The sequence below is a fragment of the Streptomyces filipinensis genome (assembly GCF_014649495.1).
Taxonomy (GTDB): Bacteria; Actinomycetota; Actinomycetes; order Streptomycetales; family Streptomycetaceae; genus Streptomyces; species Streptomyces filipinensis.
In genome coordinates this window covers 690,117-704,021 of the sequence record NZ_BMTD01000002.1, presented here as the reverse complement: position 1 = coordinate 704,021, position 13,905 = coordinate 690,117, and the positions used below count along the sequence as shown (strand labels likewise).

Below are 13,905 nucleotides of genomic sequence, written 5' to 3'. Positions count from 1 at the left end.
TCCGCGGAAAGCGGGCCCCGCACGGGCCGCTTGCTAAGTTAGTGATTGAGTACTAACTTAGCCGCATGCCCAGGATGAGTGCAGAGGAGCGGCGTGAGAGCGTCGTTCGCGCGGCGATCACGGAGTTCGCGCGGAAGGGGTACTACGGCACGTCCACCGAGGCCATCGCGGCCCGCGTGGGCGTCTCGCAGCCGTATCTCTTCCGGCTCTTCGCGGGCAAGAAGGCGATCTTCGCCGCCGCGTCGTTCCGGTGCGTGGAGGACACCTGCCGGGTCTTCGAGGAGGCGGCCGAGGGGCTGGAGGGTGAGCAGGCCCTGCACGCCATGGCGAACGCCTATGTGCGGATGATCACGGAGCAGCCCGAGAAGCTCCAGATGCAGATGCAGACGTACATCGCTGTCGCGGCCGCCGAAGCGGAGGGTGACCACGAGTTCGGAGAGGCCGTGCGGACGGCCTGGATGAAGCTCTGGGACACGGTCCACCTGCCGCTCGGCGCGGATGACGGCGAGACCACGACCTTCCTGGCCTACGGGATGCTCATCAACACCCTCACGGCCATGGGGTTTCCGCCCGAACACCGGGTCTGGCAGGGGATGTATCCGTCGGCCCGGGTCACGGGCCGGCTGGAGAAGTAGCGGGACGAGGCGGGTGGCCCGCCTCTTTCGCGCCCAGGAAAGTTAGTCAGCAATAACTAACTCGTTCGCTCTCTAGGGGGAGAGATGTCACAGCAGACCGCGCAGGGCGCATCGCGCGGAGGGGCCGCGTGGGCCCTGGTGATCACCAGCGTCGCCGGATTCATGGCGGCCCTCGACAACCTCGTCGTCACCACCGCCCTGCCCTCCATCCGCAAGGACCTCGGCGGCGCGCTGGGCGACCTCGAATGGACCGTGAGCGCCTACACGCTCACCTTCGCCGTCCTGCTGATGTTCGGCGCGGCGCTCGGCGACCGCTTCGGGCGCCGCCGGCTGTTCATCGCCGGCCTCACCGTGTTCACCGGCGCCTCCGCCGCCGCGGCCATGGCGCCCGGCATCGGCTCCCTGATCGCCGCCCGCGCGGTCCAGGGCGTCGGCGCGGCCGTGATGATGCCGCTCACGCTGACCCTGCTGACCGCGGCCGTGCCCGCCGCCAAGCGCGGGATGATGTACGGCATCTGGGGCGCCGTCAACGGCCTCGCCGTCGCCTCCGGGCCGCTCATCGGCGGCAGCCTCACCGAACATGTCTCCTGGCACTGGATCTTCTGGCTGAACGTCCCGCTCGGCCTGGTCACGCTGCCGCTCGCCCGCCTGCGCCTCGCCGAGTCCTACGGCGCCGGCGCCCGGCTCGACGTCCCCGGCACCCTGCTCGCCAGCGGTGGGCTCTTCGGCATCGTCTACGGCCTGGTCCGCGGGCCCTCCGACGGCTGGACCGACACCCTGGTCCTGACCGCGCTGTCCGCCGGCGGCGCGCTGCTGACCGGGTTCGTCCTGTACAGCGCGCGGGCGGCCAGCCCCATGCTGCCGATGAGGCTGTTCCGGTCCCGTGCCTTCGCCGGCATCAACGCGGCGAGCCTGCTGATGTTCCTGGGCATGTTCGGCTCGATCTTCCTGCTCAGCCAGTACATGCAGGGCGTGCTCGGCTACTCGCCCACCGAGGCGGGCCTCAGGATGCTGCCGTGGACCGGCATGCCGATGCTCGTCGCGCCCGTCGCGGGGATCCTCTCGGACCGCGTCGGCGGCCGCCCGGTCGTGGCCGCGGGTCTGTTCCTGCAGGCCGTCGGTCTCGGTTACATGGCCGCGGTGGCCACCGCGCACGCCTCCTACGCCGCCCAGCTGCCCGCCCTCGTCATCAGCGGCATCGGGATGGCCCTGTACTTCGCGCCGGCCGCCAACCTGGTGATGTCCAGCGTCCGCCCGCAGGAGCAGGGCATCGCCTCCGGCGCGAACAACGCGCTGCGCGAGGTGGGCGGCGCGCTCGGCATCGCCGTGATGTCGTCGATCTTCTCCGCGCGGGGTGGCTACGAGAGCGCGCAGAGCTTCGTGGACGGCCTGCGGCCCGCCCTGGTCACCGGCTCGGCGGTGGTCGCCCTGGCCGCGGTGGCGGCCCTGGTGATCCCGGCCCGCCGAAGTGCCGCCCGGCTCGCCGCGGTGGACGGCCAGGCATCCGCGACAGCCCCGGAGTCCGGGGCCCCGGAGGCCGCCGACGTGGAGAACGCCGACGTGGAGAACGCCGCCCTGGAGACCACCGTCCGCTGAACCCGCCGCCCCGCCCAAGACCTCGCCACATGGCAGAGCTCCAGCGACCGGCTGCCCGTGAGCTGGGAGGAGGCGGAGCGGCGGCTCACGTGGACCACCGGCTGGCAGTGCACGTGCACGCGCGCGTGGCCTTCGAAAAGGGGCCACGCGCGCGTGCACGTGTGCCCGGTCCGGCGAGCAGGCGTGCCCGGGCGGCCGACCGGGCCCGTCCGCCCGGGCGCAGGCGTCTCGTAGTCTTGGGCCCGTGCAGGTACTCCACGACGCCCCCCTTGCCCCGCTGACCACCTTCCGGCTGGGCGGTCCCGCGACGCGCCTGGTCACCGCGGTGACCGACGCCGAGGTGATCGCCGCCGTCCGCGAGGCCGACGACAGCGGGACGCCGCTGCTGGTCATCGGCGGCGGATCGAACCTGGTCATCGGCGACAAGGGTTTCGACGGCACCGCCCTGCGCATCGCCACGCGCGGTGTCGAGCTGCGCGGTACGACGCTGGAGCTGGCGGCCGGCGAGGTGTGGACGGACGCCGTCGCCCGCACGGTCGAGGCCGGGCTCGCCGGTATCGAGTGCCTGGCCGGCATCCCCGGATCCGCGGGTGCCACGCCGATCCAGAACGTGGGCGCCTACGGCCAGGAGGTCTCCTCCACCATCACCGAGGTCATCGCCTACGACCGGCGCGCCGGCGAGACCGTCACGCTGACGAACGAGGAGTGCGCCTTCTCGTACCGTCACAGCCGCTTCAAGGCCGACCCCGAGCGCTATGTCGTGCTGCGCGTCCGCTTCGAGCTGGAGGACGCGGCCGGGCTGTCGGCACCCGTCAGGTACGCCGAGACGGCCCGTGCGCTCGGCGTCGGGCAGGGCGACCGGGTGCCGCTGGCCGACGCCCGTGAGACGGTGCTCAAGCTGCGCGCCGGCAAGGGCATGGTGCTCGATCCCGAGGACCACGACACCTGGTCCGCCGGGTCCTTCTTCACCAACCCGATCCTCACCGACGAGCAGTTCGCCGCGTTCCACGCGCGCGTGCGTGAGCGGCTGGACGACGGTGTCGAGCCGCCCGCCTACCCGGCGGGGGAGGGCCGTACGAAGACGTCCGCGGCCTGGCTGATCGACAAGGCCGGTTTCACCAAGGGGTACGGCACCGGGCCGGCCCGCATCTCCACCAAGCACACCCTCGCCCTCACCAACCGGGGCGAGGCCACCACCGAGGACCTGCTGGCGCTGGCCCGCGAGGTGGTCGCCGGGGTGCGCGAGGCCTTCGGGATCACGCTCGTCAACGAGCCGGTGACGGTCGGCGTCAGCCTGTAGGACCGCGGTCCCGCGCGCAGCCCCCGGGAGGGCCACCACGGCCTAGTACGCCACCCCCACCCCCTGCTTCACCGCGCCCTGGTCGTCGACCATCGCCAGCATGGCGTGGGCCACGTCCGCGCGTGCGATGAAGCGGCCCCTGGGCGGGAAGCCCCCGACGACGCTGCGGTAGTGGCCGGTGAGCGGCTTGTCCTGCAGGCGCGGCGGCCGTACGGACGTCCAGTCCGTGCCGCTGCGGGCCAGTTCGGCCTCCATCTCGCGCAGGTCGGCGTAGACGTCCTTGAGGATCGCCGACACCAGGCCGCGAGCGGCCCGGTCCAGCGGGCCGTCGTCGGCGGGAGCGGGGCCGACCGGGCCGGCGCTGACCACGAGCAGCCGCCGTACCCCCTCGGCCTCCATCGCGTGCAGGATCGTACGGGTCAGCCGGGTGGCGACCCCGGCGTCCTTGCGGCTGCGGGCGCCCAGGCCGGAGAGGACCGCGCCCCGGCCCCTGACAGTGGCGCGCAGCTCCTCGGGGTCGGTCAGGTCGGCGCGGACCACCCGCAGGGCGTCCCCCGTGACGTCCAGCCGGGCCGGATCACGGACCACGGCGGTGACCTGGTGACCGGCGCCGAGCGCCTGACGGACGATCTCCCGGCCGATGCCGCCGGTGGCGCCGAAAACGGTGAGGTTCATGGGTGCTCCCCGTACTGCGTCTAGGTGGGTGAGTATTCACTCACTCCTGCTCCCACCTAGAGTGGGTAAGTACTTACCCACTCGTCAAGCCCGATTGGACCCCCATGGAGCCGAAGCCGGCGCGTGTCCGCATCCTCGACGCCGCCCACGAGCTCATGCTCACCGTCGGACTCGCCCGCGCCACCACCAAGGAGATCGCCCGCGCGGCCGGCTGCTCCGAGGCGGCCCTCTACAAGTACTTCGACAGCAAGGAAGAGCTGTTCGTCCGGGTGCTCACCGAGCGGCTTCCCCGGCTCACCCCGCTGCTCGGCAGCCTCGCCGCCGAACCGGGGCGGGGCACCCTGGAGGGCAACCTCACCGAGATCGCCCGCCGGGCCGCCCTCTTCTACGAGCAGAGCTTCCCGATCGCCGCGTCCCTGTACGCCGAGACCCAGCTCAAGGAGCGCCACTACGAGGCGCTGCGCAAGCTCGGCTCCGGGCCGCACCAGCCCATCCAGGACCTGGACGCCTACCTCCGCGCCGAACAGGCCGCCGGCCGCGTCCGCGCCGACGCCGACACCTTCGCCGCCGCCTCCCTGCTGCTGGGCGCCTGCGCGCAGCGCGCGTTCGCCTACGACGCGGCCGAGCCGGGGCAGCGGCCACCGGTCGACGACTTCGCCGCGCGGCTCGTCAGGACGCTGCTGGGCGCGGTCTCCGTCGCGCCCGCCCCCGCATGAACCTCACGCCGGGCGCAACCAGTCGTCCACGCCGGCCAGCAGCCGCGTCTTGACGTCCTCGGGGGCGGCCGAGCCCCGCACCGACTGGCGTGCCAGCTCGGCGAGTTCGGCGTCCGAGAAGCCGTGGGCCTCGCGGGCGATCTCGTACTGGGCGGCGAGCCGGGAGCCGAACAGCAGCGGGTCGTCGGCGCCGAGCGCCATCGGGACGCCGGTTTCGAAGAACGTCCGCAGCGGCACGTCCTCGGGCTTCTCGTACACGCCGAGCGCCACGTTCGACGCCGGGCACACCTCGCAGGTCACGCCCCGGTCCGCCAGCCGTTTCAGCAGCCGGGGGTCCTCCGCCGCGCGCACGCCGTGCCCGATGCGGGTGGCGTGCAGGTCGTCCAGGCAGTCGCGCACCGAGGCGGGGCCGGTCAGCTCGCCGCCGTGCGGGGCCGACAGCAGGCCGCCCTCGCGCGCGATGTGGAAGGCCCGGTCGAAGTCCCGGGCCATGCCGCGCCGCTCGTCGTTGGAGAGCCCGAAACCGACCACGCCCCGGTCCGCGTAGCGCACCGCGAGGCGGGCCAGCGTGCGGGCGTCCAGCGGGTGCTTCATGCGGTTGGCGGCCACCAGGACCCGCATGCCGAGCCCGGTCTCGCGGGACGTCGTCTCCACCGCGTCCAGGATGATCTCCAGCGCCGGGATCAGACCGCCCAGCCGGGGCGCGTACGACGTCGGGTCCACCTGGATCTCCAGCCAGCCCGAGCCGTCCTTCAGGTCCTCCTCGGCCGCCTCCCGGACCAGGCGCTGGATGTCCTCCGGTTCGCGCAGGCAGGAGCGCGCCGCGTCGTACAGCCGCTGGAAACGGAACCAGCCGCGCTCGTCCGTGGCCCGCAGCTTCGGCGGTTCCCCACTGGTCAGCGCTTCGGTCAGGGTGTCGGGCAGGCGTACGCCGTGTTTGTCGGCCAGTTCCAGGACGGTGCCCGGCCGCATCGAACCGGTGAAGTGCAGGTGCAGATGGGCTTTCGGCAGCTCAGAGAGTTCACGTACACGCTCCATCCCCAGATCCTGCCGTACGTCACCTGCGTACCGGTAGCCGTTTCCCCGTACGGGCTCTTGCCCGCACAAACGAACAGGAGCACCCGGGGACGTCCCCAGGTGCTCCTGTCCGGAACGGGAGCGCTCAGTCCCGCGCCTCCGCCAGCAGCTTCTGGATGCGGCTCACGCCCTCGACGAGGTCCTCGTCGCCCAGCGCGTACGAAAGCCGCAGATAGCCCGGCGTGCCGAAGGCCTCACCCGGGACGACCGCGACCTCGGCCTCTTCCAGGATCAGCGCGGCCAGCTCGACCGTGTCCTGCGGGCGCTTGCCGCGGATCTCCTTGCCGAGCAGCGCCTTGACCGAGGGGTAGGCGTAGAAGGCGCCCTCGGGCTCCGGGCAGAGCACGCCGTCGATCTCGTTGAGCATCCGCACGATGGTCCTGCGGCGCCGGTCGAAGGCCTCGCGCATCTTCGCCACGGCGTCGAGGTCACCCGAGACGGCGGCCAGGGCGGCCACCTGGGCGACGTTGGAGACGTTCGAGGTGGCGTGCGACTGCAGGTTCGTCGCGGCCTTGACGACGTCCTTCGGGCCGATGACCCAGCCCACGCGCCAGCCGGTCATGGCGTACGTCTTCGCCACGCCGTTGACCACGATGCACTTGTCGCGCAGCTCGGGCAGCAGCGCCGGCAGGGAGACGGCGGCGGCGTCGCCGTAGACCAGGTGCTCGTAGATCTCGTCGGTGAGCACCCACAGGCCGTGCTCGACGGCCCAGCGGCCGATCGCCTCGGACTCGGCCTCGGAGTACACGGCGCCCGTCGGGTTGGACGGGGAGACGAAGAGGACGACCTTCGTCTTCTCCGTGCGCGCCGCCTCCAGCTGCTCCACGCTGACGCGGTAGCCGGTGGTCTCGTCGGCCACGACCTCCACCGGGACGCCGCCCGCGAGGCGGATCGACTCCGGGTACGTCGTCCAGTACGGCGCCGGGACGATGACCTCGTCGCCCGGGTCGAGGATCGCGGCGAACGCCTCGTAGATGGCCTGCTTGCCGCCGTTGGTGATGAGGATCTGGGAGACGTCGGGCTCCCAGCCGGAGTCGCGCAGCGTCTTCGCGGCGATCGCGGCCTTCAGCTCGGGCAGGCCGCCGGCCGGGGTGTAGCGGTGGTACTTGGGGTTCTTGCAGGCCTCGACGGCCGCCTCGACGATGTAGTCCGGCGTCGGGAAGTCGGGTTCACCGGCGCCGAAGCCGATCACCGGACGCCCGGCGGCCTTCAGGGCCTTGGCCTTGGCGTCCACGGCGAGGGTGGCGGACTCGGAGATCGCGCCGACTCGGGCGGAGACCCGGCGCTCGGTGGGTGGGGTTGCAGCGCTCATGAGGCCCATCGTTCCAGACCGGAAATGTCGGCGGCATGCGGGTTTCACGGACTGAACAGCATCGGGTCGAGGCGTGAACACGGGTCCGAATCCGGGCGCCGGCCAGGACGATCTTTGGTCATGTGGCCCTGGACGGGCCCTTTCTGTTCGACGCCGGGCCGCGGACCACGTACACTCTCACCTCGTTGGCCTTCAGCAGCCGCCACCGCACCCGGTGCACACCGCGCACCCGGTTGGATGCGGTACGTTGGGGGACACACAAAGGGTCGTAGCTCAATTGGTAGAGCACCGGTCTCCAAAACCGGCGGTTGGGGGTTCAAGTCCCTCCGGCCCTGCTACACACACCGCCAGGATGTGTGCGCATGTACGTACAGCAATGCACCGCCGTGCGGCTCAGAAACCGGGCGCGGCACGGCCACGACCCGGGACCAGGTGAGGACGAATGACGGACGCCGTGGGCTCCATCGACACGCCTGACGCCCAGGACGAGCTGCCGGAGTCCAAGAAGAAGGCCCGCAAGGGCGGTAAGCGCGCCAAGAAGGGCCCGCTGAAGCGCCTGGCCACCTTCTACCGCCAGATCATCGCGGAGCTCCGCAAGGTCGTCTGGCCGAGCCGTAACCAGCTGACGTCGTACACCACTGTGGTGATCTTCTTCGTCGCCATCATGATTGCGCTGGTGACCGTGATTGACTATGGGCTCAACCACGCGGCCAAGTACGTCTTCGGCTGAGCCAAGAGCGAAGGGCGCCGTGGCACCGGCGCCCGTTTTCGCATGTTCCACCCCTATGTATCCAGGAAGAAGCAGCCATCGTGTCTGACCCGAACCTGAACGACGAAGCCATCGAGCCTCGCGGGACCGCTGCCGAGATGGTGGACGACGAGCTCGACATCGTCGAGGGCGCGGACGAGCAGGACGAGTTCGAGGCTGCCGAGGCCGAGGCGGGGGAGCCGGCCGAAGAGGCGGCCCTGCACGTCGAGGACGAAGAGGACGAGGACGCCGAGGACGCCGGCGAGGAGGCCGCCGCCGAGGCTGCCGAGGAGGAGCCGGCCGAGCCCGTCGACCCCGTCCAGGCCCTGCGCGAGGAACTGCGCACCCTGCCCGGCGAGTGGTACGTCATCCACACCTACGCCGGCTACGAGAACCGCGTGAAGACCAACCTGGAGCAGCGCGCCGTCTCGCTGAACGTCGAGGACTACATCTTCCAGGCCGAGGTGCCGCAGGAAGAGGTCGTCCAGATCAAGAACGGCGACCGCAAGACGATCAAGCAGAACAAGCTGCCGGGTTACGTCCTGGTCCGCATGGACCTGACCAACGAGTCCTGGGGCGTCGTCCGCAACACCCCGGGTGTCACCGGCTTCGTCGGCAACGCCTACGACCCGTACCCGCTGACCCTGGACGAGATCGTCAAGATGCTCGCCCCGGAGGCCGAGGAGAAGGCCGCCCGCGAGGCCGCGGAGGCCGAGGGCAAGCCCGCTCCGCAGCGCAAGGTCGAGGTCCAGGTGCTGGACTTCGAGGTCGGCGACTCGGTCACCGTCACCGACGGTCCGTTCGCCACGCTGCAGGCGACCATCAACGAGATCAACCCCGACTCGAAGAAGGTCAAGGGCCTGGTGGAGATCTTCGGCCGCGAGACGCCGGTCGAGCTCTCCTTCGACCAGATCCAGAAGAACTAGTCCTTTATTGGACTTCGTACTTCCGCGCAGGTCAGGCAGGCCGTCACGGTCCGCCTGACCTGCACGGTTTTTAGCCGCGCATCTATACCCGTTATCGTTGTGCGGTATGCCTGCGTCAGGTCGCGATCCTTGCGCGGGCATGGACCCGAATGAAAGGACCCGGAGAGCTATGCCTCCCAAGAAGAAGAAGGTCACGGGGCTCATCAAGCTCCAGATCCAGGCCGGTGCCGCCAACCCGGCTCCGCCGGTCGGCCCCGCGCTGGGTCAGCACGGTGTCAACATCATGGAGTTCTGCAAGGCCTACAACGCCGCGACCGAGTCGCAGCGCGGTTGGGTCATCCCGGTGGAGATCACGGTCTACGAGGACCGTTCCTTCACCTTCATCACCAAGACGCCGCCGGCCGCGAAGATGATCCTCAAGGCCGCGGGCATCGAGAAGGGCTCCGGCGAGCCGCACAAGACCAAGGTCGCCAAGATCACCGAGGCGCAGGTCCGCGAGATCGCCCAGACCAAGATGCCCGACCTGAACGCGAACGACCTGGACGCGGCGGCGAAGATCATCGCCGGTACCGCGCGCTCCATGGGCGTCACGGTCGAGGGCTGAACCCCACCCCAGTAGTCATGCGGCCATAGCCGGTCGCACGTGGCAGGGCCTGCTCGGCCCAGGGACCACGACTCCTTTCAGAACACACAGGAGCAAGTTGTGAGCAAGCGCAGCAAGGCTCTCCGCGCTGCGGACGCCAAGGTCGACCGGGAGAAGCTGTACGCCCCGCTCGAGGCCGTCCGTCTCGCCAAGGAGACCTCCACGACCAAGTTCGACTCCACCGTCGAGGTCGCCTTCCGTCTGGGTGTCGACCCGCGCAAGGCCGACCAGATGGTCCGTGGCACCGTGAACCTTCCGCACGGCACCGGTAAGACCGCCCGGGTCCTGGTCTTCGCGACCGGTGACCGTGCCGAGGCCGCGCGTGCCGCGGGCGCCGACATCGTCGGCGCCGACGAGCTGATCGACGAGGTGGCGAAGGGCCGTCTGGACTTCGACGCCGTCGTCGCCACCCCGGACCTCATGGGCAAGGTCGGCCGTCTCGGCCGCGTCCTCGGCCCGCGTGGTCTGATGCCGAACCCGAAGACCGGCACCGTGACCCCGGACACCGCCAAGGCCGTGACCGAGATCAAGGGCGGCAAGATCGAGTTCCGCGTCGACAAGCACTCGAACCTGCACTTCATCATCGGCAAGGTGTCCTTCGACGACACCAAGCTGGTGGAGAACTACGGCGCCGCGCTGGAGGAGATCCTCCGTCTGAAGCCGTCCGCCGCCAAGGGTCGCTACATCAAGAAGGCCGCCATCAGCACCACGATGGGCCCCGGCATTCCGGTCGACTCCAACCGCACCCGCAACCTCCTCGTCGAGGAGGACCCGGCCGCCGTCTGAGCCATGCGCTCCCCCCGGTAGCCGCGTCAGGTACGCGTGAGTAAGGGCGGGCCCTGCAACCTTCCAGGTGCGGGGTCCGTCCTTTCTTTGTACGAGCCTTTCTTTGTACGAGCTTTCGCACGGCTGTCAGTGGCCTGGGCTACGGTGCAGGCACTCGACTCGCATGGGGGTAGGACAAGATGAAGAGCACGACGGCGCGCCGGATATCCCTGTCCGTGGCGGTGGTGGCCGCGCTGACCGGGGTGGCCGCCTGCGGTTCCGGGAAGGGCGACAAGGCGGCGGGCGGTGTCGCCATCCACATCAGCCCCATCGCCGCGCTGCGCAACGCCGAGCAGTCCACCGACAAGGCGGACTCGGCCAAGGTCCGCTCCACCACCTCCATCGGCAACCTGATGTCGATGACCGCGAACGGCGCCCTCACCTGGGGTGACGGTCTCAAGGGCAACCTCACCATCACCTACACCGGCGGCCAGATGGCCGAGCTGATGCGCAAGGCCGGCACGGCGTCGATGGAGGCCCGCTACCTGCCGGGTGCCTACTACGCCCACATGAGCGACGCGTACGCCCAGCACGCGGGTGGCAAGCACTGGGTCAGGTACGCGTACGACGACCTCGCCAAGCTCGGCGGCGCCTCCGGTTCGTACATGAAGGACCAGCTGCAGAACTCCACGCCGAACCAGTCCGTGAAGATGCTGCTGGCCTCCGGTGACGTGAAGAAGGCCGGCGAGGAGACGGTCTCCGGCGTCCGCACGACCCACTACTCGGGCACGGTGAACGTCGCGGACCTCGCGGGCAAGAGCGGCAACCTCAGCAAGGACCAGCTGTCGGCGCTGAAGCAGCAGCTCGACCAGGCGGGCGTCACCACCGACACCATCGACATCTGGGTCAACGATAAGAACCTGCTGGTGAAGAAGTCCGAGCGGGCCGACACGGCGCACGGCACCATGACCAGCACCGCCTACTACAGCGACTACGGCGTGAAGGTCTCCGCGGAGGCACCCCCGGCGAGCGACACCAAGGACTTCGCGGACCTGCTGAAGTCCGGCGGGACCGTCGCCGGCGGCGCGGGCACCCGCTCCTGAACACCGGGTCCCGGAACCAGGGGAAGCCCACGAGGCCGTCGAGGCTGTCCCCGCGCGTCCCGCGCGTCGCTCTCCTCGGCCTCGGCCTCGCTCTCGCCGGTGCGGCCGGCTGCTCGACGGCCATCGGCGGCACGCGGGCGCCGGGCGGACCGGCGGCGGCCGTGGCCCGGGCCGTACGGCAGACCGAAGCCGCCGACTCGCTGCGCTACAGCATCACCGGGCGGGCGCCCGAACAGGGGCGGATCCGGGCCGAGGGCTGGGTCGGCACCCGGCCGGCGGTGGGCCGGGTGCGGATCACCACCCTCGGCGGCGCCGAGCCGGGCACCCTCGAACTGCGCCTGGTCGGCCGTCACCTGTACTCCAGCATGTCCGCCGCAGGGGTGCGCGAGTCCCACGGCAGGCACTGGCTCGACTTCGGGCCCACCGCGAAGTTCCGCTCGGGCGGGGGCCTGCGGGTGGACATGACCGCCATGCGCGACGAGGCCGGGCACAATCCGGTCCGGGAGGCCGCCTTTCTCACGGCCGCGAAGGACATCCACCGCACCGGCACCGAGACCGTCGAGCAGACCCGCACCACGCACTACACCGGCACGGTCACCGTGGCCGAGCTGCGTCGCCGGCTGAGGGACCAGGACGGCCCCGGCCGGGCGGGCCGGCGGCGGAGCCTGGACGTGTACGCCGAGCAGGGCGTGGACGAGCTGACCCTGGACGTGTGGCTCGACGGCCGCAACCAGGTCAGCCGGCAGCGCGTGCGGGGCTTCGGCCGGCACGGCGAGTTCGACCTCACGGTCACCTTCCACGACGTCGGCGCCCCGGTACGGGTCCGGGCGCCCGCCACCGCGGACACGGTGGACGTCCGCAAGCCGGCACACCGGCCCGAGCGCTGACCCCCAGAACCGCCACGGAGGGCCTCCACCCGGCTCTCCCGGCCCGGCCGGCACCAGAACACTCCGCCAGGCCTTCCCGGCTCGCCGAGCGCCGCAGGGCACCCGTCCGCCTTCCCGGCTCGCCGAGCGCCGCAGGGCACCGTCCGGGCCCTCCGCGGCCGTGCCATACCGGTCGCGGGGCGATTTGCTCGGTGGCGTACCGGTCGCGTACTCTCTTGCAGAAGCCAAAGACCGCTGGTCGTTGCCGTGCGCTCGAACGAGGGCGCGGTGGCCGAAGGATCCGCTGAAAAGTGGGCGACCCGCGCAGGTGACTGTGGAAGAACTCCCGGAGTGCGCGCGCCGAGCGCGTGTGCGGCCGGTCGAGTCCGCCCCGTGCGCCTGCGCCGGGGCGTTTCGTTTTCCCCAGTCCTCCTTCGGGTCCGCGCGGTCCGAATCACCCGGAAGGAGGCCGAGGCTCTATGGCGAGGCCCGACAAGGCTGCCGCGGTTGCGGAGCTGACGGACAAGTTCCGCAGCTCCAACGCCGCCGTGCTGACCGAGTACCGCGGTCTCACCGTGGCGCAGCTCAAGACGCTGCGCCGGTCGCTCGGTGAGAACGCCCAGTACGCCGTGGTGAAGAACACGCTGACCAAGATTGCGGCCAAGGAGGCCGGGATCACGCTGGAGGACCAGCTCTTCGCTGGCCCGACGGCCGTCGCCTTCGTCACCGGTGACCCGGTGGAGTCGGCGAAGGGTCTGCGTGACTTCGCCAAGGACAACCCCAATCTCGTCATCAAGGGCGGTGTTCTCGAGGGCAAGGCCCTCTCCGCCGACGAGATCAAGAAGCTTGCGGACCTCGAGTCCCGCGAGGTTCTGCTCAGCAAGCTGGCCGGTGCCTTCAAGGGCAAGCAGTCCCAGGCTGCTCAGCTCTTCCAGGCGCTGCCGTCGAAGCTCGTCCGCACCGTGGACGCGCTGCGCGCCAAGCAGGCCGAGCAGGGCGGTGCCGAGTAATTCGGCTCGCTTTCTGACCCGCACCAACGGCGCGGGTCGCAGCGGGCCGACGTACGCCCGCCTTACCCAGTACATCCGGCACCTGCCGATTTGAGTGGAAGGACCGCCATCATGGCGAAGCTCAGCCAGGAAGACCTGCTCGCCCAGTTCGAGGAGATGACCCTCATCGAGCTCTCCGAGTTCGTGAAGGCCTTCGAGGAGAAGTTCGACGTCACCGCCGCCGCTGCGGTCGCCGTCGCCGGCCCGGCCGGCCCGGCCGCCCCGGCCGAGGCCGAGGAGGAGAAGGACGAGTTCGACGTCATCCTCACCGGCGCCGGCGACAAGAAGATCCAGGTCATCAAGGTCGTGCGTGAGCTGACCTCCCTGGGTCTGAAGGAGGCCAAGGACCTCGTCGACGGCACCCCGAAGCCGGTCCTCGAGAAGGTCAACAAGGAGGCCGCGGAGAAGGCCGCCGAGTCCCTCAAGGGCGCCGGCGCCTCCGTCGAGGTCAAGTAAGACCTTCCGGGTCCGCACGGACTCGAACGCGCGCCGAG

The 13,905-nt window shown here is 70.5% G+C and carries 15 protein-coding genes and 1 tRNA gene; 13 read left to right on the top strand and 3 right to left on the bottom strand.

Features of this window, described 5'->3' with window-relative positions:
- The first annotated feature begins 65 nt into the window (after window positions 1-65).
- From IE244_RS08255 to IE244_RS08245, 3 genes are all read left to right on the top strand, one after another.
- On the top strand, window positions 66-635 hold the full coding sequence (locus IE244_RS08255) for a TetR/AcrR family transcriptional regulator (RefSeq protein WP_191871987.1): 570 nt from the start codon (window positions 66-68) through the stop codon (window positions 633-635).
- Between the two features lie 84 nt (window positions 636-719).
- Entirely contained in the window at window positions 720-2,231 is a 1,512-nt protein-coding gene (locus IE244_RS08250) for an MFS transporter (protein ID WP_191871985.1), read from the top strand.
- 244 nt (window positions 2,232-2,475) lie between these two features.
- Window positions 2,476-3,531, top strand: coding sequence for a UDP-N-acetylmuramate dehydrogenase (locus IE244_RS08245; RefSeq protein ID WP_191871983.1), 1,056 nt, complete (start codon window positions 2,476-2,478; stop codon window positions 3,529-3,531).
- Window positions 3,532-3,573: 42 nt separating this feature from the next.
- On the opposite strand, the gene IE244_RS08240 is transcribed toward IE244_RS08245, so the two are convergent.
- Complete coding sequence (locus IE244_RS08240) at window positions 3,574-4,206, bottom strand: NAD(P)-dependent oxidoreductase (RefSeq protein ID WP_191871980.1); 633 nt, start codon at window positions 4,204-4,206, stop codon at window positions 3,574-3,576.
- A 104-nt stretch (window positions 4,207-4,310) separates the two neighbouring features.
- Between IE244_RS08240 and IE244_RS08235 the strand changes: the two genes are divergently transcribed.
- On the top strand, window positions 4,311-4,922 hold the full coding sequence (locus tag IE244_RS08235) for a TetR/AcrR family transcriptional regulator (protein ID WP_191871978.1): 612 nt from the start codon (window positions 4,311-4,313) through the stop codon (window positions 4,920-4,922).
- Between the two features lie 3 nt (window positions 4,923-4,925).
- Here the strand turns inward: IE244_RS08235 and IE244_RS08230 are convergent, their stop codons facing one another.
- Together IE244_RS08230 and IE244_RS08225 are read right to left on the bottom strand one after the other, a co-directional pair.
- Window positions 4,926-5,960 (bottom strand): adenosine deaminase, encoded by a 1,035-nt coding sequence (locus IE244_RS08230; protein ID WP_191871976.1) that lies wholly within the window; start codon window positions 5,958-5,960, stop codon window positions 4,926-4,928.
- 124 nt (window positions 5,961-6,084) lie between these two features.
- Window positions 6,085-7,311 carry a pyridoxal phosphate-dependent aminotransferase gene (locus tag IE244_RS08225; RefSeq protein ID WP_191871974.1) on the bottom strand — a complete coding sequence of 409 codons (1,227 nt, stop codon included), beginning with the start codon at window positions 7,309-7,311 and terminating at the stop codon, window positions 6,085-6,087.
- A gap of 262 nt (window positions 7,312-7,573) precedes the next feature.
- On the opposite strand from IE244_RS08225, the gene IE244_RS08220 reads away from it, so the two are divergent.
- From IE244_RS08220 to rplL, 9 genes are all read left to right on the top strand, one after another.
- Window positions 7,574-7,646, top strand: a tRNA-Trp gene (locus tag IE244_RS08220).
- 107 nt (window positions 7,647-7,753) lie between these two features.
- Window positions 7,754-8,041: a preprotein translocase subunit SecE gene (gene secE / locus IE244_RS08215; RefSeq protein ID WP_031167031.1), complete on the top strand. Its 288-nt coding sequence runs from the start codon at window positions 7,754-7,756 to the stop codon at window positions 8,039-8,041.
- An 80-nt stretch (window positions 8,042-8,121) separates the two neighbouring features.
- A complete protein-coding gene (gene nusG, locus IE244_RS08210) occupies window positions 8,122-8,985 on the top strand; it encodes a transcription termination/antitermination protein NusG (RefSeq protein ID WP_191871972.1) in 864 nt (287 codons plus the stop codon).
- 169 nt (window positions 8,986-9,154) lie between these two features.
- Window positions 9,155-9,589, top strand: coding sequence for a 50S ribosomal protein L11 (gene rplK / locus IE244_RS08205; protein WP_030345386.1), 435 nt, complete (start codon window positions 9,155-9,157; stop codon window positions 9,587-9,589).
- Between the two features lie 99 nt (window positions 9,590-9,688).
- Window positions 9,689-10,414, top strand: coding sequence for a 50S ribosomal protein L1 (gene rplA / locus IE244_RS08200; protein ID WP_191871970.1), 726 nt, complete (start codon window positions 9,689-9,691; stop codon window positions 10,412-10,414).
- A gap of 179 nt (window positions 10,415-10,593) precedes the next feature.
- Window positions 10,594-11,496 carry an SCO4651 family lipoprotein gene (locus IE244_RS08195; RefSeq protein ID WP_191871968.1) on the top strand — a complete coding sequence of 301 codons (903 nt, stop codon included), beginning with the start codon at window positions 10,594-10,596 and terminating at the stop codon, window positions 11,494-11,496.
- The gene (locus tag IE244_RS08190; protein WP_506005165.1) at window positions 11,493-12,383 is read left to right on the top strand and encodes an SCO4651 family lipoprotein; all 891 of its coding nucleotides are present in this window, start codon (window positions 11,493-11,495) and stop codon (window positions 12,381-12,383) included. Before IE244_RS08195 ends, IE244_RS08190 begins: the two co-directional genes overlap by 4 nt.
- Window positions 12,384-12,841: 458 nt before the next feature.
- Window positions 12,842-13,372 carry a 50S ribosomal protein L10 gene (rplJ, locus tag IE244_RS08185; RefSeq protein ID WP_069779227.1) on the top strand — a complete coding sequence of 177 codons (531 nt, stop codon included), beginning with the start codon at window positions 12,842-12,844 and terminating at the stop codon, window positions 13,370-13,372.
- A gap of 111 nt (window positions 13,373-13,483) precedes the next feature.
- Window positions 13,484-13,867 (top strand): 50S ribosomal protein L7/L12, encoded by a 384-nt coding sequence (gene rplL / locus IE244_RS08180; protein ID WP_191871964.1) that lies wholly within the window; start codon window positions 13,484-13,486, stop codon window positions 13,865-13,867.
- Window positions 13,868-13,905 lie beyond the last annotated feature (38 nt).